At 68.3% G+C, this 24,904-nt stretch carries 18 protein-coding genes; 8 read left to right on the top strand and 10 right to left on the bottom strand.

Features of this window, described 5'->3' with window-relative positions; all coding sequences use genetic code 11:
* Nucleotides 1-15: 15 nt before the first annotated feature.
* Nucleotides 16-867, top strand: a complete 852-nt coding sequence (locus ACMGRF_RS13475; protein ID WP_312549236.1) for an alpha/beta hydrolase — start codon at nt 16-18, stop codon at nt 865-867.
* An 82-nt stretch (nt 868-949) separates the two neighbouring features.
* Complete coding sequence (locus ACMGRF_RS13470; protein WP_049441283.1) at nt 950-1,888, top strand: alpha/beta hydrolase; 939 nt, start codon at nt 950-952, stop codon at nt 1,886-1,888.
* Between the two features lie 57 nt (nt 1,889-1,945).
* On the opposite strand, the gene ACMGRF_RS13465 is transcribed toward ACMGRF_RS13470, so the two are convergent.
* Nucleotides 1,946-2,368, bottom strand: coding sequence for a response regulator (locus ACMGRF_RS13465; protein WP_049413341.1), 423 nt, complete (start codon nt 2,366-2,368; stop codon nt 1,946-1,948).
* Between the two features lie 92 nt (nt 2,369-2,460).
* On the bottom strand, nt 2,461-3,228 hold the full coding sequence (locus ACMGRF_RS13460; RefSeq protein WP_414485281.1) for a type II CAAX prenyl endopeptidase Rce1 family protein: 768 nt from the start codon (nt 3,226-3,228) through the stop codon (nt 2,461-2,463).
* 150 nt (nt 3,229-3,378) lie between these two features.
* Between ACMGRF_RS13460 and ACMGRF_RS13455 the strand changes: the two genes are divergently transcribed.
* Nucleotides 3,379-3,702 (top strand): zf-TFIIB domain-containing protein, encoded by a 324-nt coding sequence (locus ACMGRF_RS13455; RefSeq protein WP_262224228.1) that lies wholly within the window; start codon nt 3,379-3,381, stop codon nt 3,700-3,702.
* 75 nt (nt 3,703-3,777) lie between these two features.
* Here the strand turns inward: ACMGRF_RS13455 and ACMGRF_RS13450 are convergent, their stop codons facing one another.
* From ACMGRF_RS13450 to ACMGRF_RS13425, 6 genes are all read right to left on the bottom strand, one after another.
* The gene (locus tag ACMGRF_RS13450; RefSeq protein ID WP_180879711.1) at nt 3,778-4,290 is read right to left on the bottom strand and encodes a GNAT family N-acetyltransferase; all 513 of its coding nucleotides are present in this window, start codon (nt 4,288-4,290) and stop codon (nt 3,778-3,780) included.
* A gap of 81 nt (nt 4,291-4,371) precedes the next feature.
* Nucleotides 4,372-5,283, bottom strand: a complete 912-nt coding sequence (locus ACMGRF_RS13445) for a copper resistance protein B (protein ID WP_414485280.1) — start codon at nt 5,281-5,283, stop codon at nt 4,372-4,374.
* The gene (locus ACMGRF_RS13440) at nt 5,280-7,091 is read right to left on the bottom strand and encodes a copper resistance system multicopper oxidase (RefSeq protein WP_414485279.1); all 1,812 of its coding nucleotides are present in this window, start codon (nt 7,089-7,091) and stop codon (nt 5,280-5,282) included. The genes ACMGRF_RS13445 and ACMGRF_RS13440 overlap by 4 nt, the downstream gene beginning before the upstream one ends.
* 75 nt (nt 7,092-7,166) lie before the next feature.
* Complete coding sequence (locus ACMGRF_RS13435; protein WP_049413350.1) at nt 7,167-7,550, bottom strand: CopL family metal-binding regulatory protein; 384 nt, start codon at nt 7,548-7,550, stop codon at nt 7,167-7,169.
* A gap of 168 nt (nt 7,551-7,718) precedes the next feature.
* Nucleotides 7,719-9,524 (bottom strand): DNA helicase RecQ, encoded by a 1,806-nt coding sequence (recQ, locus tag ACMGRF_RS13430; protein ID WP_049441274.1) that lies wholly within the window; start codon nt 9,522-9,524, stop codon nt 7,719-7,721.
* A 648-nt stretch (nt 9,525-10,172) separates the two neighbouring features.
* Nucleotides 10,173-10,721 (bottom strand): Dps family protein, encoded by a 549-nt coding sequence (locus ACMGRF_RS13425; protein ID WP_005418469.1) that lies wholly within the window; start codon nt 10,719-10,721, stop codon nt 10,173-10,175.
* Nucleotides 10,722-10,807: 86 nt separating this feature from the next.
* Here ACMGRF_RS13425 and hrpA point away from each other — a divergent pair, with 86 nt between their 5' ends.
* Nucleotides 10,808-14,890 (top strand): ATP-dependent RNA helicase HrpA, encoded by a 4,083-nt coding sequence (hrpA, locus tag ACMGRF_RS13420; protein WP_414485278.1) that lies wholly within the window; start codon nt 10,808-10,810, stop codon nt 14,888-14,890.
* Between the two features lie 74 nt (nt 14,891-14,964).
* Here the strand turns inward: hrpA and ACMGRF_RS13415 are convergent, their stop codons facing one another.
* Entirely contained in the window at nt 14,965-15,489 is a 525-nt protein-coding gene (locus ACMGRF_RS13415; protein ID WP_049414182.1) for a hypothetical protein, read from the bottom strand.
* 130 nt (nt 15,490-15,619) lie between these two features.
* Here ACMGRF_RS13415 and ACMGRF_RS13410 point away from each other — a divergent pair, with 130 nt between their 5' ends.
* A complete protein-coding gene (locus ACMGRF_RS13410; RefSeq protein ID WP_049439524.1) occupies nt 15,620-17,776 on the top strand; it encodes a RelA/SpoT family protein in 2,157 nt (718 codons plus the stop codon).
* Nucleotides 17,777-17,806: 30 nt separating this feature from the next.
* Nucleotides 17,807-19,372, top strand: a complete 1,566-nt coding sequence (locus tag ACMGRF_RS13405) for a hypothetical protein (RefSeq protein WP_414485277.1) — start codon at nt 17,807-17,809, stop codon at nt 19,370-19,372.
* Here the strand turns inward: ACMGRF_RS13405 and ACMGRF_RS13400 are convergent.
* Nucleotides 19,369-21,468, bottom strand: a complete 2,100-nt coding sequence (locus ACMGRF_RS13400) for a glycosyltransferase (RefSeq protein ID WP_049414186.1) — start codon at nt 21,466-21,468, stop codon at nt 19,369-19,371. The genes ACMGRF_RS13405 and ACMGRF_RS13400 overlap by 4 nt on opposite strands.
* Before the next feature lie 96 nt (nt 21,469-21,564).
* Here ACMGRF_RS13400 and mrcB point away from each other — a divergent pair, with 96 nt between their 5' ends.
* Nucleotides 21,565-23,991 carry a penicillin-binding protein 1B gene (mrcB, locus tag ACMGRF_RS13395; protein WP_414485276.1) on the top strand — a complete coding sequence of 809 codons (2,427 nt, stop codon included), beginning with the start codon at nt 21,565-21,567 and terminating at the stop codon, nt 23,989-23,991.
* The gene (locus ACMGRF_RS13390; protein WP_049414191.1) at nt 23,988-24,524 is read left to right on the top strand and encodes a hypothetical protein; all 537 of its coding nucleotides are present in this window, start codon (nt 23,988-23,990) and stop codon (nt 24,522-24,524) included. Before mrcB ends, ACMGRF_RS13390 begins: the two co-directional genes overlap by 4 nt.
* The last annotated feature ends 380 nt before the right edge of the window (nt 24,525-24,904 follow it).

Below are 24,904 nucleotides of genomic sequence, written 5' to 3'. Positions count from 1 at the left end.
AGGACGGGTCACCCCATGCGCTTGATCATGCTGTCGCTGTTGTTGTCCGCCATCTCCGTCGCGCCGCTGATGGCCGCCGAACCGGCACCATCCGCACAGGCATCGCCGGCAAACCCGCTGGTGATCGGCGAAACCTTCACCATCGAATCGAAGGCGCTGGGCGAGACCCGCCGCATCAATGTCTACCGTCCGCAGCCGTGGGGCCTGGACCCGAAAGCGCCGCTGCCGGTGCTCTACATGCCCGACGGCGGCATCGGTGAGGATTTCCTGCATGTGGCCGGGCTGGTGCAGGTGCTCAGCGGCAACGGCAGCATGCGTCCGTTCCTGCTGGTCGGCATCGAGAACACCGAGCGCCGCCGCGACATGACCGGCCCCAGCAGCGACCCGCAGGACCAGAAGATCGCGCCGCGCGTTGGGGGTTCGGCGGCCTACCGCGCGTTCCTGCGCGATGAACTGATGCCGCAGGTCCGCCAGCGCTACCCGACCACCGACGAGCGCGCACTGATCGGCGAGTCACTGGCTGGCCTGTTCGTGGTCGAGACGCTGCTGCAGGAACCGGCGCTGTTCAACAGCTACATTGCGCTGGACCCCAGCCTGTGGTGGAACCGGGGCACGATGCTGGCGGCCGCGGCCAAGCAGTTGCCGGCCGTGATGCGCGCGCAGCCGCGCGTGTTCCTGGCCAGCAGTGGGCAGCCGGAGCTGGCTGCGTCCGCCGCACAGTTGGCCACGCTGCTGCAGCAGGCGTCGCCATCGCCACTGGTGAAGTACCTGCCGCTGCCTGAGGAAACCCACGCCACGATCTATCACCCGGCCGCCTTGCAGGCGCTGCGCACGCTGTTCCCGGCGCCGCCGCCGGCCTCGCCCTGACCGCACTGGCAGCGGCGTGCACAGCATGCAAGGATGCGGCAGCGGCGCCATCCGGTGCGCCGCCCGCAATGGGAGCGTGTGGATGCAGCGTGTGCGTGGATGGAGTATGGCGGCCTGCCTGGCCGTGAGTGGCTGTGCGATGTCGGTGGCGCCACCGGCAACGCAGCCTGAAGCGAAGGGCGACGCGACCAAGGCCGCGACGGGCGTGGTGCTGCCGGATACCGAAGCGCTGCGCGTGCATGACCCGGTGGGGCGCGATTACCCGATCTGGGTGGCGCTGCCGGCCGACTATGCGGCGCATCCGGAAAAGCACTACCCGGTGCTGTACGTGACCGATGCGTTGTACAGCTTCCCGCTGGTGCGCAGCGTGCGCAACCTGGTGGGGCAGCAGGGCGTCAACATCGAGAACTTCATCCTGGTCGGGCTGCCGCCGCAGGAGGGCCTGACCTCCAAGCAGAGCCGCTCGCGCGATTACACGCCCAGCAATCCAGCGCGTACGGTCGATGGCTACTACAGCGATGACGTCACCTACGGCGGTGCCGCGCACTACCGCGATTTCCTGGCAGCGCAGGTGCTGCCGATGGTCGATGCACGCTACCGCACCGATCCCGCCCGCCGCATGTTCGCCGGCCATTCCTATGGCGCCTTGTTCGGGGCCTACGTGTTGACGACCCAGCCGGACATGTTCAGCACCTACATCCTGTCCAGCCCGTCGCTGTGGTTCGACCAGCTGCTGCTGCCGCGTATGCAGGATGCCGCTGTGATTCCGGCGCAGCCGACGCGGGTGCTGTTGTCGGTGGGAAGCTACGAGACGGACAAGCCGGGGCCGCGTTACTCAACCGGGAACGACATGCTGCGGCAGACTGCCGACTTCACTGCACAGCTTGAGCGCAGTGGCCGCAAGTTGAAGGTGGACAACGTAGTGATCGACGGTGAGGACCACCTGACCGTCTACCCGCGGGTGATCACCCGTGCGCTGCTGGACGTGATGCCGGGAGAGGGGCCGTATACCAGCGGCTGATGGCCGGTTGCATCCACGCGTGGCGCGGATACTGGGGTGTTGGCGCGGATGACTGCCTCACGCCGCCTGCGCGTCCGGCCCGATCAGTACGCCCACATCGGCGTGCCGGAAGCACAGCCGGATGGCGTCGAGCAGCTCGCTCATGTTGTAGGGCTTGGGCAGGAAATGAATGCCGTCGCGCAGCTGCGGCAGCACCTGGTGCTGGTCCATGCCCGACGTCACCAGGATCGGCAGCTGGGGATACAGGCTGCGAACCCGGTTGGCGGCTTCAATGCCGCTGATCGGGCCCAGGTTGACGTCGGTGAACAGCAGGTCGAAACGCTCACCGGCGGCCAGCAGGCCCAGTGCTGCTTCGGCAGAGCTCACACCCACCACGTGGCAGGCCTGGCTTTCCAGCGCAAGACGGCTCAGCTCGCGGGTTTCCTCGGCATCCTCGATCAGCAGGACGCGGGGTTCAACGTGGCGCTTGGACAGCAACATGACGCTACAGCTCCGGAAAGCAGCAATGAAAAGGCGCGCAAGTATGCGCAAGCCGGGGGTGATCCCGGCGTGCACGCCAAGCTAAGTGGGCGTTACAGCGAGCGCTGGCGCTGGCGGCGTACCTGCCAGGCCAGCACCGCCACCGCCAGCAGCGCGGTGCCGATACGCAGGCTGGTGGCCTGCCAGCCCAGCGCAACGACGTCGTCGAGGCTGAACACGTTCCACGCCATGTTCATCGATACGTGCAGCACCAGGCCGCACCACAGGGTGTCGCCGTCCAGATGGTCGAGCCAAGCGAAGATGAAGCCGCCCAGTGCGATGACCGCGCCGACGAACAGGGCAGTGACGCCGCCGTCGAAGCCGCCGAAGCCCAGCCAGTGCACCCAACCGAACAGCAGCGCCTGCGGCAGCGCAAGCAGGGACCACGGGCCACGCATGAGCTTCACCAGCAGCACGAAGCCGAGGCCGCGGAACAGCACTTCCTCGGCCAGTGGGAACAGCACGGCGAGCATCGTCGCATCGAGTGCGGTCAGTGCGGTGTTGGGCGTGCCCAGCACCGCCAGGCCCAGCCAGCAGGGCAGGCTGGCCAGCAGCACCCACAATGGGCCGCGCCAGCCGTTTCCGTGCAGCCCCAGGCTGGCCATCAGGCCCACCCCACGCGGGCGCAGCAGTGCGGCCAGGAGCAGGGCCAGCAGGACGGCCAGTGCGTTGTCCAGCAGGCTGCCGCCGTAGGGCATAGGCAACGCGGGAATCGGCGCGCCTGCGGCCGCAGCGACATCGCGCAGATTCAGGCCAACGCCGACGCCGAGCAGCACCAGCAGCAGGCGCGCGGCGTTGGGCAGGCGGGACAGGACGGTCATGCACGCACTCCCTGCGGAACCAGCGTGGAGTGTGGAAGGCGGCCGCGGACGCTGGCACGCGCCGGAAGTCCCTGTGCCATCGGTCATGTGTTGCCGCACAGTCATCGGTGGGCAGGTAAAGTCGTTGCCAGACCTTCAGGAGCCATGCCCATGCTGTGCCCCGTGTGCAAGACCCAGACCCTGCAGATGGCCGAGCGCCATGGCATCGAGATCGATTACTGCCCCGGCTGCCGTGGCGTGTGGCTGGACCGTGGCGAGCTGGACAAGATCATCGAACGCGCCGGTGCCGGCGCTGCGGTGCCGCCGCCGGCACCTGTGCAGGCGCAGCCGGCCGCTGCGACGCCGCCGCCGGTGATGCATCGCGATACCCGCCACCTGGGCCAGCGCTACGAGGACAACCGTGGCCAGCAGTACGGCCATGGGTACAGGAAAAAGAAGAAGGACAGCTTCCTGTCGGAGCTGTTCGATTTCTAGTTTGTAGCGTCGAGCCATGCTCGACGGGATGTTGCAGGCCCTGGTCGAGCATGGCGCGACTCTACAGAGACGCGATCACGGCCGCCGCAGGATGAACTCGCGGTCGTGCGTGTCACCGACGATGAAGTCGTACTCGCCCACCTTGCTGCAACCGTAGCGCGCGTAGAAGCGTTGCGCGCCGGAGTTTTCTTCCCATACGCCCACCCACAGGGTGCGGCGGCGCGGCTGGTCCAGCCAGGCCATGAACGCGTCCATCAGGCGTGCACCATGGCCGCCGTTCTGGTGTGCGGCCAGGATGTAGAACCGCTTCAGTTCGATGTCGCCCTCGCGGGCCTCGGCATGCGGCAGGGTGTTGGCACCGGCGGCCAGGTAGCCGACCACGGCGTCGCCGTCCATCAGCAGCCAGATGGCACTGCGTGGGTCGGACAGTTCGATGCGCTGCGGTTCGCTGCTGTAGTGCGCCTGCAGGAAATCATGCAGCTCCTGCGGCGGATAGGAATCGCCCCAGGTTTCATTGTAGGTGGCAATCGCGATGGCCGACAGGGCGTCGACATCGGCAAGGGTGGCGCGGCGGATCTGCAACGACATGGGGGTGCCTGCAATGGAGCGTGGCGCAGTGTAGCCGGCCCCGGCGGCTGCCGGGGCTGGCCATTGCTCACGAACCGCTGCTCAGAACCACATGCGCACGCCCGCCACCCAGCGCGTGTCGCGTGCGTGGTCGCCAGCATAGTCGGCGGTGTCGCCAAACGTGCGCTCGTGGCTGATGCCGATGTACGGCGCGAAACGGCGGCTGAACTCATAACGCAGGCGCAGCCCGGCTTCCACCTTGTTCAGGCCGCGGCCGATGCCGTACTCCGGTTCATCCTTGGCTGCGACGGTGGCTTCCAGCAGCGGCTGCAGGATCAGGCGGTTGGTCAGCAGCACGTCGTACTCGACCTCGGCCTTGGCCAGCACCTGGCCACCGGAGCCCATGTACAGCGTCGCCGAGCTCTCGAATTTGTACGGTGCAAGGCCCTGGATGCCGATGGCCGCCCAGGTACGCGAGTCGGCCGGCCGGAAGTCCTGGCGCACGCCGACCAGCACGTCCCACCACGGCGATACGCTGCGACCATACAGTGCTTCCAGTGACGACGATTCCGTACGGCCGCGGCTGCGTTCGCCATCGGTGCGCAGCCACAGGCGGTTGATGTTGCCACCGACCCAGCCGGTGGCCTCCCAGGCCTGTCCGTTGCTGTCCTTGCCGTCCCAATGCTCAAGCCGGTCGATCAGCAGCAGGCTGTTGATTTCCGGCGCATGCTCCATCGCGCCATGGGCGATCGGCGGGAAGGCCGCGGCGCGGTCGGCATCGGTGGGCACCGGGATGGGGTCGCGCGGTTCGGTTGGTGCGGGCGCGCCGTGCCCCATCGCTGCGTGGTCCATTGTTGAATGGTCCATCGTCGAATGATCGGCCGGTGTCGTTGCGGTCTTCGCCGGCGGCGCCATCGCGCCCATGTCATGCCCGGCATGCGATTGTGCGAACACCGGCAGTGCGGCAGCCAGGCCCAGGGCCAGCAGGCTGGGGGAAAGCAGTGAGCGGCTCATTCTTCGATCCTCACTTCGCGCATCATGCCCGCTTCCATGTGGTACAGCAGATGGCAGTGGTAGGCCCAGCGACCGAGCGCATCGGCACGCACGCGGTAACTGCGGCGGGTGCCCGGCGGCATGTCGATGGTGTGCTTGCGCAGCTGGAATTCGCCCTGCGCGTTCTCCAGATCGCTCCACACGCCGTGCAGGTGGATCGGGTGCTGCATCATGGTGTCGTTGACCAATACGATGCGCATGCGCTCGCCGTAGTTCAGTCGCAGCGGTTCGGCGCTGGCGAATGGAATGCCGTCGAACGACCAGGAGAACTTCTCCATGTGCCCGGTCAGGTGCAGCTCGATCTCGCGGCTCGGCTCGCGGCCATCGGGATCCTCGAACAGGCTGCGCATCGCGCCGTAGGTGAGTACCTGGCGGCCGTTGTCGCGCAGACCGATGCCGGGATCGTCCAGCTTCGGTTCGGTGGCCGAGCTCTGCATGTCCACCAGCGGGTTGTTGCGCTCGCTGGCCGGGTGCTTCGGTGCCCTGCTGGCGGCATCGCCGCCGCCGTGCGGGCCGTGGCCCATGCTGGCGCCGCAGCCGCCTTCCATGCCCTTCATCGCGGCCATGTCGTGGCCACCATGGTCACCACTACCCATGTCGTGCCCCATGTCGCTCATCGTCAGCAACGGGCGTGGGTCGCGCGCGGGAATCGGTGCCTGCAGGCCATGGCGGACCGCCAGCGTGCCGGCGGCAAAGCCGGTACGGCCCATGTCCTGGCAGAAGATGGTGAACGCGTCCTGCCCGGTCGGTTCCACCAGCACGTCGTAGGTTTCGGCCGGCGCGATGCGGAACTCGTCGATGCTGACCGGATGGATGTACTGGCCGTCGGCGGCGACCACGGTCATCTTCAGGCCGGGAATGCGCACGTCGAAGTAGGTCATCGAGGCGCCGTTGATGAAGCGCAGCAGCACTTTCTCGCCGCTGCGGAACAGCCCGGTCCAGTTGCCGGCCGGGGCGGTGCCGTTCATCAGGTAGGTGTAGGTATGCGCGTTGATATCGGAGATGTCGGTGGGCGTCATCCGCATCCGCCCCCACATGCCACGGTCGGACAACGCGGCCGACCAACCGTCGCGCTTCACGTCACGCAGGAAGTCGGGCAGGGTGCGCTTGTAGTAGTTGTCATGCTCGGCGAGCTTCTTCATGCGCCGGAACAGCGCGCCCGGATCCATGTCGGTCCAGTCCGACAGCATGATCACGTGCTCGCGGTCGTGCCGGTACGGCGCTGGCTCGGCCGGGTCGATGATCAGCGCACCGTACAGGCCGGCCTGCTCCTGGAACATCGAGTGGCTGTGGTACCAGTAGGTTCCCGACTGCTTCAGTTCGAAGTGGTAGTGGTAGGCCTCACCGGGGCCGATCCCATTGAAGCTCAGCCCCGGGACACCGTCCATGTTCGCAGGCAGCAGGATGCCGTGCCAATGGATCGAGGTCGGGTGGCGGGCCAGTGTGTTGCGCACGAACAGGTCCACGGACTGGCCTTCGCGCCAGCGCAGGATCGGCGCCGGCAGCGAGCCGTTGACGGTGATCGCCGGTCGGGTGCGGCCGGTGAAATTGGCCAGCGATTCGCCGATGGCCAGTTCGATGCGGGTATCGCTGAGCACGGCCGGAGCGCCGGCCAGGCGTGGGGTGGCAGTGGCTGCGGCAAGCGCGCGCTGCGGCACGCCGACGGCAGCAATGCCGGCGACCACGCCACCGGCGGCGAGGCCCTGCACGAACAGGCGGCGCGACGGCATGGGCAGGGCGCCCGGGCCGGGGGGATTACGGGTATTCATGAGGATGACTCCAGACACGGAAAGACGCCGGCAGGCCGCCGGCTCCGGTGCGCAGCGCGCACGCTGCGTGTGGAATCAGCCGATGGGAGGGCGTGAGATCGGCGGCAGCGGCGGCGCCGGCCGGCCGGTGGCCGGCATCGGCTGCGGGGCCAGCGACAGGCCGGGGCCCGCCAGGTACGGCAACGGCTGCACAACCAGCAACGGGTGCTGGGCACAGCTGCGCACGCAGTCCTTGATCTGGCAGTGGGCGTCGTGGGCCGGGGCCTGGGCCTGCGGGGCCGGGTCGGCCTGCATGCCGGCGTGGTGGTGGCAGTCGGCGTCACCGCCAGCTGCTGCGGCCGCGACGGCGTGTGCCATCCGCCCCATTTCTTCATGACCACTGGCCATGGCCGCGTTCAGCCCGTTGAGCAACAGGCTGAGCATGAGCACGACACGCAGCAGGGTCGAGGCCAGGGACATGACGCTAATCTAGCCGCAAGCGGGCGCGGATGCACTTCCGGCTGAATGGCCGGTTCAAGGTTGGAGCCGCACCAATGCAGAGCCGCACCAATGCAGAGCCGAGCCGGCGCTCGGCTGCTTCTGCGGCAATGGCAGCCGAGCGCCGGCTCGGCTCTACAGGAGCCCGGCTTACCCCTCTTCGCGCACGATCTCGACCAGGCGCGGGCCGTAGCGGCTCAGCTTGGTGCCGCCGATGCCACCGACCCGGGCCAGTTCGTCCAGGCTGGTCGGGCGCTGTTCGGCGATGTTGCGCAGGGTGCTGTCGTGGAAGATCACGAAGGCCGGCACGTTCTGCTCGCGGGCCAGTTCGGCACGCAGGCCGCGCAGCGCGTTGAACAGGGCCAGGTCCTGCGGCAGCACCGACAGGCCGGTGCGCTGCGCACTGCGCTCGCGTCCGCTGCTGCTGCTGGCCGGGTCGCGGCGCATGCTGATCTGGCGGCGGCCGGTCAGCACGTCGCGGCTGGCGTCGGTCAGGCGCAGGCCGCCGTGGCCCTCGCTGTCCACTTCCAGCAGGCTGGCGGCGACCAGCTGGCGGAACACGCTGCGCCAGGTGCGTGCATCCAGATCGCGGCCGATGGCATAAGTGCTCAGCTTGTCGTGGCCCTGCTGCCTCACCTTCTCGTTCTCGCTGCCGCGCAGGATGTCGATCAGGTGGCCGACACCGAAGCGCTGGCCGCTGCGGTAGACGCAGCTCAGCGCCTTCTGTGCCGGTATGGTCGCGTCCCACGAGGCCGGTGGGGTCAGGCAGTTGTCGCAGTTGCCGCAGGGCTGCGGATAGGTCTCACCGAAGCCGGCCAGCAGTACCTGGCGGCGGCACTGCATCGATTCGCAGTAGCCCAGCAGATGGTCGAGCTTGGCCCGCTCCAGCTGCTTGCGCTCTTCGCCCGCCTCGGACTGCTCGATCATCTGCTTGAGCAGTACCACATCACCCAGGCCGTAGCACAGCCAGGCCTCGGCGGCTTCGCCATCGCGGCCTGCGCGGCCGGTTTCCTGGTAGTAGCCCTCCATCGACTTGGGCAAGTCGGTATGCGCGACGAAGCGCACGTCCGGCTTGTCGATGCCCATGCCGAAGGCGATGGTGGCACACATCACGATGCCGTCCTCGCGCAGGAAGCGGCGCTGGTTGCTGGCGCGCACTTCCGGCGGCAGGCCGGCGTGGTAGGGCAGAGCGTTGAAGCCCTGGCCGCAGAGGAATTCAGCGGTCTCCTCGACCTTGCGCCGCGACATGCAGTAGACGATGCCGGCCTCGCCACGGTGGCCGCGCAGGAAGTCGGTCAGCTGCTTGCGGGCGTTGTCCTTCTGCACCACGGTGTAACGGATGTTGGGACGGTCGAAGGAGCTGACAAAATGGCGCGCTTCCTGCAGATCGAGGCGCTCGGCGATCTCGCGCTGGGTCGGCGGATCGGCGGTGGCGGTCAGCGCGATCCGCGGGATCTGCGGCCAACGCTCGTGCAGCACGGTCAACTGGCGATATTCGGGGCGGAAGTCATGGCCCCACTGCGACACGCAGTGCGCCTCGTCGATGGCGAACAGGGCGATCTGGCTGCGCGACAGCAGCGACAGGAAACGCCCGGTCAGCAGCCGCTCGGGGGCGACATAGAGCATGTCCAGTTCGCCGGCGAGCAGCTCGCGCTCGACGCGGCCGGCGGTCTCGGCATCCAGGGTTGAATTCAGGTACTCGGCACGCACGCCCAGCTGGCGCAGGGCTTCGACCTGGTCCTGCATCAGCGCGATCAGCGGCGAGATGACGATGCCGCAACCGTCACGCAGCAGGGCCGGGACCTGGTAGCACAGCGATTTGCCGCCGCCGGTGGGCATCAGCACCAGGGCGTCGTGACCGGCAGCCACATGCTCCACGATGTCCTGCTGCGGACCACGGAAATCGTCGTAACCAAAGACGCGTTGGAGCAGGTCGTGCGCGGGACGGGAAGCCATCCGCTTAGTTTACCCCGGCGGGGGAGTCGGCAGGGCTGCGCCCTGCACCTGCAGAAGCGTTCAAGCCAGGGCAACGTCAAAGGCAACAGCCGGCTCTGGGGTGATCCGTTGTTTGGTGGGGCGGTGTCGGATTGCGGGGACGCCGTAAACCCCCAGACCGGCCCAGCCGCTGGCGGCTGTGCGTTCGGGCGCTTGCGAAGCAGTGCTTCGCAAGCAAAGCGCCCTCACCCCTGGGGGCTCGATGGCGCCATCCATGGCGCCAACGGTCCTGCAAGCCCACACCGCCCCGCCTTCGACGGTTTCCCGGTGACGGTTGGGCCATCCACGCCATGCGTGGATGAAATCTGTCAGATATCGACAAACAAAATGGGGTCAGATCCCGTTTTCCTGCGGAAAACGGATCTGACCCCAATGGCTTTGCTGGCAGATCGCGGAAAACTGTCGAAGGCGGGGTGGGTCCGGTTGCGGGGGGCCAGATCAGTGAGCCGCATGGATGCGGCGACCGAGCCTACATGGACGTATTCACGGCGTCCCCCGCAACCGGACCTACCCCGCCAACCCACAGGAAACCCGCTTCTGCTCCGGCTGTTGCCGTTGCCGTTGCCTCTGCGGGTGCAGGGCGCAGCCCTGCCGAACCGCCCCCAACCCTTACTGCAACAGCGAGCGCAGCATCCAGGCGTATTTCTCGTGGGTCTGCAGCCGCTGGGTCATCAGATCCTCGGTCGGGGCGTCGTCCCCCTTGGCCGCCACGTCCAGGACTTCACGTGCCGTACGGCAGACCGCTTCGTTGGCGACCACCAACTGGCGTACCATTTCACGCCAGTCCGCACTGTCGGTCAGGCCCGGTTCCTCGACGATCGAGGTCAGCGCAGCGAATTCCCGGTAGGAGCCCGGGGCATTGAAGCCCAGCGCGCGGATGCGCTCGGCCACATCGTCCAGTGCCGCCCACTGCTCGGTGTACTGCGTCTCGAACATGGTGTGCAGCGAGTTGAACATCGACCCGGTCACGTTCCAGTGGAAGTTGTGCGTCTTCAGGTAGAGCGTGAACGCATCGGCCTGGAAGCGCGACAGACCGTCGGCGATCTTCTTGCGGTCGCCCTGGGTGATCCCGATATCGATGTTCGGCGCCGACGGTGCCGCCGCTGCAAGCTTCTGCTTGCCGGTCTTGGCCTTGGTCGTGCTCTTGGTCTTCGCCATGGGGTTCCTCCTTGTGGAATCGTTGGCCTTCACAATAAACCGGTCGTGATGACTGGTCGCTTTCAAAGTTTTGAACGAACCGATTGATGAACTCTATCGATAAAAATCCATCGCCCCGCCTGCGCCAACAGCGCGCCGCCATCGATGGCGCCATGAGCCGCGACCGGGGCCGTTTGCTGGGAATGCTCTCGCGTTGCCAGGCCAAGCCGCAGGATTCGGCACTGGCCGCTACTTTCGAGCAGGCCTTGCAGGCGTCGGTGCAGCGCCGGCAGGTGCGGGCGCAACAGCAGCCGTCCATTACTCTGGACCCGCAGCTGCCGATTGCGCGTGAAGCCGACGCGATCATCAAACTGATCCGCGACCACCAGGTGGTGGTGATCGCCGGTGAAACCGGTTCGGGCAAGACCACCCAGCTGCCGAAACTGTGCCTGGCCGCAGGCCGTGGGCAGGCTGGCATGATCGGCTGCACGCAGCCGCGACGGATCGCCGCACGTGCGGTGGCCAGCCGCGTGGCGCAGGAACTGCAGAGCGAACTGGGCCAGCTGGTGGGCTACCAGGTGCGCTTCAATGACAAGGTCAGCGATGACAGCCGCATCAAGTTCATGACCGACGGCATCCTGCTGGCGGAGATCGCCAGCGACCGCTGGTTGTCGAACTACGACACGATCATCGTCGACGAGGCACACGAACGCAGCCTCAATATCGACTTCCTGCTGGGCTACCTGAAGCAGCTGCTGCGCAAGCGCCCGGACCTGAAGCTGATCGTCACTTCGGCCACCATCGACACCGAACGCTTCGCCCAGCATTTCGACAATGCGCCGGTGATCAGCGTCGAAGGCCGCACCTACCCGGTGGAAGTGCGCTACCGGGCGCTGGAAGGCGAGGGCGAAGACCAGGGCGAGCGCACCGTCAATGACGCCATCGTGTCGGCCATCGACGAGATCACCCGTCTGGATGCGCGCGGCGACGTGCTGATCTTCCTGCCGGGCGAGCGCGAGATCCGCGATGCGCACCAGTCGCTGGAACGACGCAAGTACCGCAATACCGAGGTGCTGCCGCTGTACGCGCGCCTGTCCAACCAGGACCAGGACCGGGTGTTCAACCCCGGGCCGAACCGGCGTATCGTGCTGGCCACCAACGTGGCCGAGACCTCGCTGACGGTGCCACGCATCCGCTACGTGGTCGATCCGGGCTTCGCCCGCGTCAAGCGCTACAGCCCGCGCAACAAGCTGGATCGCCTGCACATCGAGCCGATCTCGCAGGCCAGCGCCAACCAGCGCAAGGGTCGCTGCGGCCGTATCGCCGAAGGCATCTGCTACCGCCTGTACGCCGAGGCGGATTTCCAGGCGCGGCCCGAGTTCACCGATCCGGAAATCCGGCGCTCCAGCCTGGCCGGCGTGATCCTGCGCATGCTGCAGCTGGGCCTGGGCCGCATCGAGGAGTTCCCGTTCCTGGAGGCGCCGGACGAGCGCGCGGTGGCCGATGGCTGGCAGCAGCTGACCGAGCTGGGCGCGATCGATGCCGAGCGGCGCATGACCACCATCGGCAAGCAGATGGCGCGCCTGCCGGTGGACGTGAAGCTGGCGCGCATGCTGGTCGCCGCGCAGGCCGCCGGTTGCCTGCGGCCGATGCTGGTGATCGCCTCGTTCCTGGGCATCCAGGACCCGCGCGAACGCCCGCCGGAAGCACGCGGTGCGGCCGACAGCGCGCATGCGCAGTTCGCCGATGGCCGCTCCGAGTTCGTCGGCGTGCTGCGCCTGTGGGATGCCTACCGGCAGGCCCATGAGGACCTGACCCAGTCCAAGCTGCGCGACTGGTGCGGCCGTCATTTCCTCGGGTTCCTGCGCATGCGCGAATGGCGAGAGCTGCATCGCCAGCTGCGGCTGCTGTGCGAGGAGCTGGGCTGGAAGGAAGAGGCCAGCGAGGCGTCGATGGCACCGTTGCTGGCCGGCAGCAGTGCGCCGGCACCGGCGCGCGATGACGCGGCCGCAGTAAAGGCCACCCGCGGCCAGTTGCATCGTGCCGCGCGCCTGGCCCGCGAAGGCAAGGCCGAGGCCGCACCGGCACCGGTGGCCGTGCGCGCGCAGAAGGAACAGGCGCCCGCCGGCGGCGGCTTCAGCGAACGTGTACGCGCTGCTGCCTACCAGACCCTGCACCGGGCGCTGGTGGCGGGCCTGCCGACGCAGATCGGCCACCGCACCGAGAAGGGCGATTTCCAGGCACCACGCCAGCGCCGCTTCCTGCCGTTCCCCGGTTCGGCGCTGGCCAAGCGGCCACCGCCGTGGCTGCTGGTGGCCAACCTGCTGGATACGCAGAAGGTATGGGGCATGACCCTGGCCGCGATCGAGCCGGACTGGGTGATCGCCGAACTGCCGCACCTGCTGCTGCGCAAGCACTTCGACCCGCACTGGTCGCGCGCGCAGGGCCAGGTGCTGGCGTCCGAGCAGATCAGCCTGTTCGGCCTGGTGCTGGCACCGAAGAAACCGGTCCATTACGGCCGCATCGCGCCGGGCGAGGCGCATGACATCTTCGTGCGCCAGGCACTGGTGACCGGCGAGATCAATACCCGCGCCAGTTTCGTCGCCGACAACCAGAAAGTGCTGGAGGTCGCGCGCGAGGAAGAAGCCAAGCTGCGCCGCGCCGGCATCGTTGCCGACGAAGACTGGCAGGCACGCTGGTACCTGGACCGGGTGCCGCCGCAGATCCACTCGGCGGCGGGACTGGATAGCTGGTGGAAAGGGCTGGCGCCGGAACAGCGCAAGGCGCTGCACTGGTCGTTGGCAGACCTGTTGCCCGGTGAGGGCAGCGAACAGGAGCGCTATCCGAAGTACCTGGCGCTGGGCCAGGCGCGCTTGCCGCTGCACTACCGCTTCGAACCGGGGGCCGACGACGATGGCGTCACCCTGGACGTGCCACTGCACCTGCTCAACGCTTTGGATCCGGTGCAGCTGGGCTGGCTGGCGCCGGGCTTTGTCGCCGACAAGGCCTCGGCACTGATCCGCAGCCTGCCCAAGGCGATGCGCCGCAACTACGTGCCGGCGCCGGACTTCGGTCGCGCGTTCTACGAGGCCTTCCCGCAGCCCAGCGCCGATGCCATCACCGGCGAGCTGGCGCGTTTCCTGTCACGTGCGACCGGCGCGACGGTGACCGCACTGGATTTCGAGCCGGGTTCGATCGAGCCACACCTGCACATGAACCTGCGGCTGCGCGACGAACAGGGCAAGGTGCTGGCCACCTCGCGTGATCTGGAAGCGCTGCGCGCGAAATTCGGTGGCCGTGCTGGCGATGCCTTCGCCGCGCGTGCCGGGCGCGAGATGGCGGCTGACGGCCTGCGCACGTTCCCGGCCACGCCGATTCCGCTGCAGGTGCCCGGTGAAGCCGGCGTGCCGGCCTATCCGGCGCTGCTGGACGAGGGCGACAGCGTGGCGCTGCGCATCTTCGCCGATCGCCAGCAGGCGCAGGAGGCCCATCCGCTGGGCGTGCGCCGCCTGCTGGAGATCGCCCTGGCCGAGAAGGTGAAGCAGGCACGCAAGCAGTTGCCGGTCGGCGCCAAGACCGGCCTGTTGTATGCCGCGATCGAATCGCAGGAGCGCCTGCGTGGTGACCTGGTCGATGCAGCGATGAACGCGGTGCTGGCCGAGGGCCTGGAAGACATCCGTGATGCGGCGGCCTTCGAGCAGCGCCGCGAGCATGCCGCCAAGGGCCTGTTCGGCGAGGCCATGTCGCGGCTGAAGCTGGCCGAATCCATCCTGGCGCTGGTAGCGGAGCTGAAGCCGATGCTGGAAGCGCCGTTGATGGGCTGGGCGCGCGGCAACCTGGACGATATGGAAGCGCAGCTCGCCGGCCTGATCCACCCCGGGTTCCTGCGCGATACGCCGGCCGATGCGCTGGCGCAGTACCCGCGCTACCTGAAGGCGATGATCCTGCGCACCGAGCGTGCCAAGCGTGATCCGCCGCGCGACCAGGCGCGCATGCTGGAACTGCATCCGTTCCTGGAAGCGCTGGAGGCGGGCGAGCAGCAGGGACTGCGTGATCGCCCGCAATGGCAGGCGCTGCGCTGGGATCTGGAAGAACTGCGGGTATCGCTGTTCGCGCAGGAGCTGGGTGCACGCTCTGGTATCTCGGCGAAGAAGCTGGCGCAGCGCGTGACTGCATTGCGCCAGGCCTGAGCGCGCCACGGTCGCCCCGCCGGGCGACCGTGGCCGGCCGGGCAGGGAGCCGGCACGGCCGGAATGCCCGGGCGTTACTTGGTGCGGCGAACCTTCGGCTGCACGTTCACCCCGTCCACCTTCATATACCAGGCGCCCATCACCCCTGGGCGCATGCTGACGCCCGGGGCGTCCTTGCGGCCACCGGAATAGTGCGTGGCGTCTATCTGCTCCCACTCCTGGCCGTTCTGCAGCACGTAGCGGCGGCCCTGGTCGAATCCACGGAATTCGCCCTGCAGGTTGCTTTCGATCGGTTCGCTGCTGCCGAAGTCCAGGAAGCCGCGGTTCTTCTTGATCACTTCCTGGCGGCCTTCTTCGCGCGCTGCGGCGACGGCCTGGGTGGTGGCCGCCTCGACCTTGCCCTGCAGCCAGCGGTTGAGCGTGGCCAGTTCACCGGCACTGAGCTTGTCCAGGCCGGCGGCCTTGAACTCGGAGGGCGACATCTGCTGCTGCAGGTCGCCCTCCACCACGCGCTGGGCCAGCGCAGGCGCGGACAGGGACAGCAGCACGGCGGCACAGGCCAGCAGCCGTGGACGGACGCGCGGGGCAATCGAAGGCATGGCGGGTCTCTCCTGGGTGTGTGGGCGAGTGTAGCGGCATGTCTTCATGCCGGGTGATGGTGGCTGCAGTGATTGTCCCTGAACGGCGCCGGCGCTAGTGTAGGGGTCTCTGTCTTGCCTGCTCGATGCTGTGAACCGCGCTTCCGTCCCTGGCCTGGATGCCTTGTTGAACCGTCCCTCGGCAGCGGTGCTGCCTGCTCCGCTGCGCCAGGCCCTGCGTGAGCATTGGGAAGCGCCGGATTGCGACCAGCAGATGCGTGCCACCTGGTCGGTGCTGGGCGATACCCTCGATGCGCTGGCGATGCTCTCGGCCGACGAAGGCGCGGTGGTGGCCGCATTGCTGTTCGACCTGCCGGGCCTGCGCGCCAGCCTGGACCAGCTGCCGCTGGGCAACCACAAGGCGGCGGTGGTCGGCCTGCTCGATGGCCAGGATGCGGCCGATCCGGTGTGGGCGCTGCATGCCGGCCGTGAGGCGGGGCGCAACAGTGAGGGCCTGCGCCGGCTGCTGCTGGCGATCATCCGCGACCTGCGCGTGGTGCCGATCCTGCTGGCGCGGCAGCTGGCACGGATGCGCGCGGCCGACAAGCTGGACGACGAGCAACGCCGCGCGCTGGCCCAGCTGACCCGCGACATCCACGCGCCCCTGGCCAACCGGCTGGGCATCTGGCAGCTGAAGTGGGAGCTGGAGGACCTGGCGTTCCGCCACCTGGAACCGGAAACCTACCGCCGCATCGCCCGCGAGGTGGATGAAACCCGCATCGCCCGCGAGCGTTACGTCGAGAACGTCAAGAAGGTGCTGTCGCGCGAGCTGGTCGCCCAGGGCATCAAGGCCGAAGTCAGCGGCCGCCCGAAGCACATCTACAGCATCTGGCGGAAGATGCAGAAGAAGCGGCTGGCCTTCGACCAGCTGTATGACATCCGTGCGGTGCGCGTGATGGTCGACGATGTTGCCGCCTGTTATGCCGCGTTGGGCGTGGTGCACGCGCTGTGGGCGCCGGTGCCGAGCGAGTTCGATGATTACATCGCACGCCCGAAGGCCAACGACTATCGCTCGCTGCATACCGCTGTGGTCGGCCCGGAAGGTCGCACCATCGAAGTGCAGATCCGCACCCATGAAATGCACTCGCAGGCCGAGCTGGGCGTGGCCGCGCACTGGAAGTACAAGGAAGGTGGCAAGGGCGCCGAGAAGTCCTTCGACCGCAAGATCACCTGGATGCGCCAGTTGCTGGAACAGGCGCAGGACGGGCAGGGCAATGAACTGGCCGGGGCGCTTGATGCCGAGCTGACCGAGGACCGGGTCTATGCGCTGAGCCCGAAGGACGAGGTGCTGGACCTGCCGCAGGGCGCTACGCCGCTCGATTTCGCCTACCAGGTGCACACCATGGTCGGGCACCGCTGCCGCGGCGCCAAGGTCAACGGCCGCATCGTGCCGCTGACCTACCGCCTGCGCAGCGGCGACCGCGTCGAGATCCTGACCGGCAAGGAGGCCGATCCGCGCCGCGACTGGCTGATGCCGGCCAACGGCTTCCTGGCCAGCAACCGCTCGCGCGAGAAGGTGCGCAGCTGGTTCCACAAGCTGGACCGCGCGCGCAACGTGCAGGCCGGTCGCGAACTGCTCGAGCGCGAGCTGAAGCGGCTGGGCCTGCAGCACGCGGACCTGGCCGTGGCGGCGAAGAAGTTCCATGCCGACAGCGTCGATGACCTGTACATCCAGGTGGCGCTGGGCGATACCGGCCCGAACCAGGTCAGCCGTGCGCTGCTGGAGGCGGAGCGCGCTGCCAGCCAGCCCGCACCCGCACCGGCCCTGCCGCGGCCGACCGCGCGCCGCGAGAACCTGGGCAAGTCCAAGTTCACCGTGCAGGGCGTGGGCAACCTGCTGGTGCAGCTGGCACGCTGCTGCCAGCCGGTGGCCGGCGAGCCGATCGTCGGCTACCTGACCCGTAGCCGGGGTGTCACCGTGCATCGTGCAGACTGCGCCGCGCTGGCCCGGCTGGCGGCCAGCAGCCCGCAGCGCATCCTGCCGGTGGAGTGGGGCCAGGCCGGGGGCGGCTACGAGGTGGACGTCGTGGTCGATGCGGTCGATCGCCGCTGGCTGCTGAAGGACATCACCAACCTGATCGCCCAGGAAGACGCCTACGTGCTCGACATCCACAGTGACAACGTGCGCAACAGTGGCCGTGCCCATCTGCGGCTGCGCCTGAAGGTCAGTGACTACGGGCAGTTGTCGACGCTGCTGGGCAAGCTCGATGCGCTGCCGGGCGTGAGCGAGGCGCGTCGCCTCGGCTGAGCTTCACGCTGCCCCGGCTACCCTGCACGCATGGAACGCGAGCCCCCGCATCGCCCGCATGGCGCTGAACATCCTGCGCTGGACCGCGTCCGTCGCGAGGGGCGTTGGTGGTGGCTGCAGGCGCGCCATGCGCGCCGGATCTGGCGCTGGGCGCTGCTCGCAGCGCTGGCCGTGTTCGTGCTGCTGGTCCTGCTGCGCAAGCCGTTGGCAGACTGGTTCTGGGATGAGCCGCAGATCGAACAGCTGCTGGCCGAGGGGGATCGTGCATTGGCGGCTGGGCGCCTGAGCGATGCCGATGGCAGTGGTGCGCGCGAGCGCTACCAGGCGGCGCTGGCGCTGGACGGTGATCGCCCGCAGGCGCGCCAGGGCCTGGCCAATACCGGCACGGCAGCGCTGCAACAGGCGCGCGATCGCCTGCAGGCGGATGACCTGGACGGCAGCGCGCAGGCCCTGGCACTGGCCCGTGAGCTGCAGGTGCCGCAGGGCGACGCCGATGCGGTCGCCCGCCAGTTGCAGGCGCGACGCAGCGCCGGAGCCGGTATTGGTGCGTTGTTGGCGCAGGCGCGTAACGCGTTCGCGGCCGGACGCCTGGATGACGGCGACAGCAGTGCGTTGCCCTTGTTCCAGCGCATCCTGGCCCTGCAGCCGGACAACCTGCCGGCGCTGGAAGGGCGCGAAGATGCGCTGAGCGACCTGCTGCTGCAGGCACGCACGCTGGCGGAGCGAGGGGAGTTGGCCGAGGCGGCCGCGCTCCTGCGTCGTGCCCGTCAGTTCGATGCCGGTCATGCCGATCTGCCGGCGAGCGAGGAGGCCCTCGCGCGCGCGGCCGACCGGCGCCTTCGGCAGGCGCAGCGTGCGTTGCGACGGCAGCAGCTGGAAGCTGCGGCCAAGGGTTTCCAGGCGGTGCTGGTGGTGGCCGCCGATGATTCCAATGCGCAGCGCGGGCGTGAGCAGACCCTGCAGGCAGTGGTTGCACGCAGCCAGAAGTCCGCCGACGACTTCCAGTTCGATGCGGCGCAACGTGATGCGGCCCTGGCGGCGGAGCTGGGGGCTTCGCAGGCAGTCCGGCAACAACTGGCGCAGCGCCTGCAGCGCGCGCAGCAGGCGCAGCGGGCTCTGCAGCAGCCCGCGGTCAGCACGGCGCAGCGCGAACGCCAGCTGCGCGACCACCTGCGGAAGATCGAACGTGCCGAGCGTGCGGGGCAGTGGATCAGCCCACCCGGGCACAGCGCGTTCGACGCGTTGCGCGAAGCCCAGTCGCTGGCTCCCCGCGATGCGCGGGTGAAGGCAGCCGCCGCACGCTTGCTGCCCGCCAGCCGACGCTGCTTCGACGACAATCTGCGGCAGAACCGCGTGCAGGCGGCAGGCGCCTGCCTGCAGGCCTGGCAGACGCTGTCACCGACCGCAGCCGGACTGCCTTCGGCGCGGCTGCGGTTGGCCCAGCGCTGGCTGGCGATCGGCAGCGAGCGGCTCGGTAACGGTGACCTGGCCTTCGCCGCGCATGCCGCCGAACAGGCGCGGTTGCTGCAGCCGGATCTGGCCGAACTGCCGGCGTTTGAAGATCGCCTGCGCCGCGCCGGTGGACGGGTGGACTAGGCGAAGAACACCCGCTGCACGGTCGCACGGGCGGCTTCGAGTGAGAAATGTTCGGCGACGTTGGCCAGGCCGGCATCGGACAACTGCTGCCACAGCTGCGGGTCCTGGTACAGGCGGACCACCGCATCGGCGAAACCGGCAGCGTCATCGGCCACCAGCACGTCCTGGCCGGGATGCAGGTGCATGCCTTCCACGGCGCAGGTGGTACCGACCACCGGCTGGCCATGGGCCATGCTCAGGTTGATCTTGCCTTTCACGCCGGCACCGAACCGCAGCGGTGCGATGGCAATGCGCGCGCCGTCCATGTAGGGCGTGATGTCTTCGACGAAGCCGTGCATCTGCACGCCGGGGTGGCGTGCGGCCAGTGCCAGCAACGATTCCGGCGCCGCGGCGCCGATGCAGTGCAGGCGTACCTCCGGCAGCCGGGCGCGGATGTGGGCGAAGACCTCGCCGATGAACCACTCCATGCCGTCCAGGTTCGGCGGATGGCGGAAGCCACCGACAAACACCAGATCGTGTCGTTGCTCGTAGACGGCGCCGGCGCCGGCAACCTCGTGCAGGTTGGAAATCAGTTCCACCCGTACCCGCGGCGCATCGGCCTGCAGCTGCTCCCGTTCGGCCGCACTGACCAGTACGGTGATGTCGCACTGCTCCATCACCGCCAGCTCACTGCTGCGGGTGCGTTCTGCTGCGCGCAGCAGAGCCGCATCACCCGCCACTTCGGCACCGCGGCGTTCGCGCAGGTAGTGCAGGTCGACCGTGTCGAACACGGTTCGTGCCTGCGGCGCATAGCGCTTGAGCAGGGGCAGGCACTCATGGGCGACGTGGTGGCGCACCAGCATCGCCACGTCGAAACGCGACCCATGGCTGCGCAGCCAGCCGGCCACGCCGTCCAGGAAGGGCGCGTACCAGACTTCCACGCCCATCCGCTGCAGCGCCTCGGTCGCCGCGCCGGCATGCTCGCGCCGGGTCGGTACGAACACCACATGGGCCCCGCCCTGCAGCAGCAGGCGGATCAGATTGACCTGGCGCAGCGACCCGGAATCGCGATCGGGCTGCGGTACTTCCTCGTCCAGGATCAGCACCTGGCGCCGGCCGCGCAGCAGCAGCGCTGGCGACGGCACTGCGCCGACCGCCGGATGGCAGGCCAGCTCGGTGGCCCAGCGAGCGGCGAAGACGGCCTGGTTGCGCACCTGGTAGGCCTTCACCCCGCTGCCGGTGTCCGTGCCGTTGCTGGTGCCTTCGTCGTGGATCACCCGGCTTGCCGGCTGCACCAGCACGCGCAGGCCCTGTGCACGCACGCGGAAGGCCAGGTCGGTGTCCTCGTAGTACGCCGGCTTGTAGCGGGTATCGAAGCCGTCCAGCTGCTGCCAGAGGGCACGCGGCAGCATCAGCGCCGCACCGGAGCAGTAGTCGACGTCGCGCAGGCTGGCAAAGCGCGGGTCGTCAGCGGCCTCGAAGCGGCCATAGCTCCAGCCACTGCCATCGGCGAAGATCACTCCGCCCGATTCCTGCAGGCGGCCATCGGGATACAGCAGCTGGCTGCCGACCAGGCCGGCGTCGGGGACGCTGCCGAAGGTGTCCAGCAGAGCGTCGAGCCAGCCCGGCTGCGGCACCGTATCGTTGTTGAGCAGCACCACGTAGCGGCCGCGTGCGCGCGATACACCGTCGTTGCAGGCTTCGATGAAGCCGCCGTTGTGGGCACGCACCTCATAACGCAACCCCGCCACCTGCGGCATCCACTGCGCGGTGGCGTCGCTGCTGCCGTCATCCACCACCAGGATCTCGCACGCGGCTGCGGGCGGGTGTGCCGCCAGGGCGCGGAGGCAGGCCAGGGTGTGGCCGACATGGTTGTAGACCGGGATGACGATGCTCACCTCCGGCGACTCGCTGAACGGCACCGTGAAGGGGGCGAAAGCCTGTGCTGGCGGCAGGAACAGGGGCGTGCGCGGCGCGGGAACGGCGCGCTGGGTGTGCACGCGGATGCGCTGCCAGGTGGCCCGCCACCCGCGGGTGCGCAGGCTTGCCAGGCTCCGGCGGGCCAGGCCCGACAGGCGGTTGATCAGGTATCGGATCTCGGCCAGGGACATCGCCATCCGGTTGCAACTCCAGCTTAAGCAGGGGAACCCGGGAGAATTCGCCAGCCGCAGTGGCTGGGGTAGACTCGCCAGACCCTACATTCTCGCATTCCCGTGCCCCGACGCTACGATTCCGACGACATCGACGATTTCGACGACGACCAGCAGGACAGCGGTCCGCTGTGGCGGCGCCGGCTGATCACCTGGAGCATGGCTGCGGTCGCATTGGGATTGGGTTTCCTCATTCCCTATACGCTGTACCTGAACCAGCAGGTGACCCAGCGTTTCGGCGAGCTGCGCTGGCAGATTCCGACGCGCGTGTATGCGCGGCCGCTGGTGCTCACCCCCGGCAAGGCGATGGATGCGCCCACGCTGAAGACCGAACTGGCCGCCTCCGCCTACCGTGATGACGGTCAGGGCAAGGAGCCGGCCACCTATGCGGTGAACGGCGGTCGCTTTGTGATCTCCAGTCGTGGCTACAACGACGTCGATGGCCGGGTGGCCCCGCGCCGGGTGGAGCTGTCGCTGGCCGATGGCGGCGTGGCCTCGCTGCGCGACGCCGACAGCCGCAAGGCACTGAAGGCCGCGCGGCTGGATCCGGCGCGCATCGCCACGCTGTACGGCCAGAAGCAGGAAGAACGCCGCCTGATCCGCATGGACGAGGCGCCGGACCTGCTGGTGACCGGCCTGCAGGCGGTGGAGGACAAGGACTTCAACCGCCACCACGGCATCGACCTGTCCGGCATCGCGCGCGCGGTGTGGGTGACGATCCGTTCCGGTGGCCAGAGCCGCCAGGGCGCTTCGACGCTCACCCAGCAGCTGGCCCGCAGCGGCCTGCTCGGCATCGGCAAGGAGCAGACGCTCACCCGCAAGTTCAATGAGGTGCTGTACGCGCTGATCATGGAGGCGCGCTACGACAAGCGCACCATTTTCGAGGCGTATCTCAACCAGGTGTACCTGGGCCAGCGCGGCAGCCAGGCGATCCATGGCATGTCCTCCGGCGCCGAATTCTGGTTCGGGCGTGACCTGCAGTCGCTGGAGACCGAGCAGATCGCCCTGCTGATCGGCCTGGTCAAGGGGCCGTCCTTCTACGACCCGCGGCGCAACCCGGAACGCGCGCTGGATCGCCGCAACTTCGTGCTGGGCAAGCTGCACGAGGCCACGCTGATCGACGATGCCGAGTACCAGCGCGCGCTGAAGGCTCCGTTGGGCGTGCCCAAGACACCGGGCCTGGTGGCAGCCAACCGCTTCCCCGCCTACGTCGACCTGGTCCGCCGGCAGCTTGCGCATGACTATCCGGAATCTGCGCTGCAGGGCGCGGGCCTGAGCGTGATGACCGGCATGTCGCCGTCCGCGCAGGCCTATGCCGAAGGCGCGGTGACCCGCACCATCAAGTCGCTGGAAAGCCAGCGTCGCCCTGAACTGCAGGCCGGCATGGTGCTGACCGACGTGCACAACGGCGACGTGCTGGCGGTGATCGGCAGCCGTGAGGTGTCCGAGGTCGGCTTCAATCGTGCGATCGAGGCGCAGCGCCCGGTCGGTTCGCTGCTCAAGCCGTTCGTGTACCTGCTGGCCCTGGCGCAGCCGGACCGTTACTCGCTGGCCAGCTGGGTCGATGATTCGCCGGTGACGGTGCAGCTCGGCCGCGGCCGCAACTGGAGCCCCGGCAACGCCGACAACCGCAGCCACGGCACGGTGCGCCTGATCGATGCGCTGGCGCATTCGTACAACCAGGCGACGGTGCGCTTGGGCATGCAGGTCGGCCCCGAGCGCGTGACCCAGCTGATCCATGTGCTGGCCGGCATCAAGGCCGAGGCCAATCCGGCGGTGATCCTCGGCTCGACCGACCAGAGCCCGTATGCGATGGCGCAGCTGTACCAGTTCCTCGCGTCCGGTGGTGAGATCCAGCCGTTGCACGCCGTGCGCGGCGTGCTCGATCCGCAGGGCAAGCTGCTCAAGCGCTACGACAAGACGCCGGCACCGGCACAGGAAGGCGATTCGATTGCCGCCAACCTGATCAGTGTCGGCCTGCAGCAGGTCGTCGCCAGCGGTACCGCGCAGCGGCTCAATGCTGATGGCCTCGGCCGTCTGCAGCCAGCCGGCAAGACCGGCACCACCAACGATGGCCGTGACAGCTGGTATGCCGGCTACACCGGCGATCACCTGGCGGTGATCTGGATCGGCAACGATCAGAACCAGCAGGCCGGCCTGTACGGCGCCACTGGCGCGATGCGGGTCTGGTCGGGCATCTTCCAGCGCCTGCCGAGTGCGCCATTGCGGGTCAGCAACAAGGGCCTGGATTGGCAGCCGGTGGCTCCCACCGGTCTCAACAGCACCGATGAAGGCTGCCCCGGCGCGCGTCGTTTCCCGTTCGTGGTGGGCTATGCGCCCGCCTATGCGCCGTGCGCGCCGGCCGCGTCGCCCGAGGGGCAGGGCGAGGCTGAAGGCGAGGGCGGTGGCTGGCGAAGCTGGTTCGGCCTGGACCGCAAGCCGGAAGCACCCGCCGAATCTGCCGCCACCCCTTCTCCCCCGAGCCGATGATGCCGATGAACATGCGAACCCTGCTGCAGCCCCTGGTCCTGACCGGTCTAAGCCTGGCCCTGGCCGCCTGCGTGAGCAGCGCGCCGCCGGTAGTCAAGCCGGTCGATACCACCACGCCGGCGCAGCGCCTGGCGGCCGTGGATGCTGCAGCGGGTCCGGACGACAAGGAACTGTCGGTGCAGCCGCTGCGTGATTCGCAGGTGGAAGACCTGAGGCTGGCCGCACAGGCGCAGCGCCAGGCCAACGACCTCGCCGGTGCCGCCAGCAGCCTGGACCATGCGCTGGAGATCGTGGCCGGTGACCCGGCGGTGCTGCAGGAGCGTGCCGAACTGGCGCTGCTGCAGGGGCAGTGGGCACAGGCGGAGACGTTCGCGCGCAAGGCCGTGGATCTGGGCTCGAAGACCGGGCCGCTGTGCCGCCGGCACTGGGCGACGATCGAGCAGTCGCGGCTGGCGCGGGGCGAGAAGGAGAATGCGGTGTCGGCGCACGCGCAGATTGAAGGTTGCACGGTGCCTGGGATCAAGCGTTACTGAGTTTTCAGCCAACGGCACAGCCCCTCGTGGCTGGCTGCTTGGCCGAGTAAAGCAAAAGCCGCGCTTGGCCGGGCGGGGTGGGTTCGCGGGGGACGCCGTGAACCCGTCCCTGGGGGCTTGGCCGCGGCATCCATGCCGCGGACACCCCCGCGAACCCACCCCGCCCGACCTCTGACAATTTCCGTGTGCGGCCAGCCACGGAAAAGAAAAAGAAAATCAAAAGCGGGTCGCGCGCTGCGCGCACTCGTTGTGGGGTCGGATCCGTTTTCCGCAGGAAAATGGATCCGACCCCTTCTTGTTTCCGTTCCACCCACCGCTTCTGAATCAGTCGAGCAAGCGCGACGCCACGAAGCACGTCCATCCGTCACCGGGAAACTGTC

It is taken from the genome of Stenotrophomonas sp. EMP41 (assembly GCF_047495535.1).
GTDB lineage: Bacteria > Pseudomonadota > Gammaproteobacteria > Xanthomonadales > Xanthomonadaceae > Stenotrophomonas > Stenotrophomonas sepilia.
This window is presented reverse-complemented; position numbering and strand designations above follow the sequence as displayed.

Bases quoted from the DNA above. Each gene is read 5' to 3' on its own strand.
- ACMGRF_RS13460 (WP_414485281.1), bottom strand. From the start codon at position 3,228: ATGACCGTCCTGTCCCGCCTGCCCAACGCCGCGCGCCTGCTGCTGGTG.
- ACMGRF_RS13435 (WP_049413350.1), bottom strand. From the start codon at position 7,550: ATGTCCCTGGCCTCGACCCTGCTGCGTGTCGTGCTCATGCTCAGCCTG.
- ACMGRF_RS13445 (WP_414485280.1), bottom strand. From the start codon at position 5,283: ATGAGCCGCTCACTGCTTTCCCCCAGCCTGCTGGCCCTGGGCCTGGCT.
- hrpA (WP_414485278.1), top strand. From the start codon at position 10,808: ATGAACTCTATCGATAAAAATCCATCGCCCCGCCTGCGCCAACAGCGC.
- ACMGRF_RS13415 (WP_049414182.1), bottom strand. From the start codon at position 15,489: ATGCCTTCGATTGCCCCGCGCGTCCGTCCACGGCTGCTGGCCTGTGCC.
- ACMGRF_RS13450 (WP_180879711.1), bottom strand. From the start codon at position 4,290: ATGTCGTTGCAGATCCGCCGCGCCACCCTTGCCGATGTCGACGCCCTG.
- recQ (WP_049441274.1), bottom strand. From the start codon at position 9,524: ATGGCTTCCCGTCCCGCGCACGACCTGCTCCAACGCGTCTTTGGTTAC.
- ACMGRF_RS13390 (WP_049414191.1), top strand. From the start codon at position 23,988: ATGATGCCGATGAACATGCGAACCCTGCTGCAGCCCCTGGTCCTGACC.
- ACMGRF_RS13440 (WP_414485279.1), bottom strand. From the start codon at position 7,091: ATGAATACCCGTAATCCCCCCGGCCCGGGCGCCCTGCCCATGCCGTCG.
- ACMGRF_RS13400 (WP_049414186.1), bottom strand. From the start codon at position 21,468: ATGGCGATGTCCCTGGCCGAGATCCGATACCTGATCAACCGCCTGTCG.
- ACMGRF_RS13465 (WP_049413341.1), bottom strand. From the start codon at position 2,368: ATGTTGCTGTCCAAGCGCCACGTTGAACCCCGCGTCCTGCTGATCGAG.
- ACMGRF_RS13455 (WP_262224228.1), top strand. From the start codon at position 3,379: ATGCTGTGCCCCGTGTGCAAGACCCAGACCCTGCAGATGGCCGAGCGC.
- ACMGRF_RS13405 (WP_414485277.1), top strand. From the start codon at position 17,807: ATGGAACGCGAGCCCCCGCATCGCCCGCATGGCGCTGAACATCCTGCG.
- ACMGRF_RS13470 (WP_049441283.1), top strand. From the start codon at position 950: ATGCAGCGTGTGCGTGGATGGAGTATGGCGGCCTGCCTGGCCGTGAGT.
- ACMGRF_RS13425 (WP_005418469.1), bottom strand. From the start codon at position 10,721: ATGGCGAAGACCAAGAGCACGACCAAGGCCAAGACCGGCAAGCAGAAG.
- ACMGRF_RS13475 (WP_312549236.1), top strand. From the start codon at position 16: ATGCGCTTGATCATGCTGTCGCTGTTGTTGTCCGCCATCTCCGTCGCG.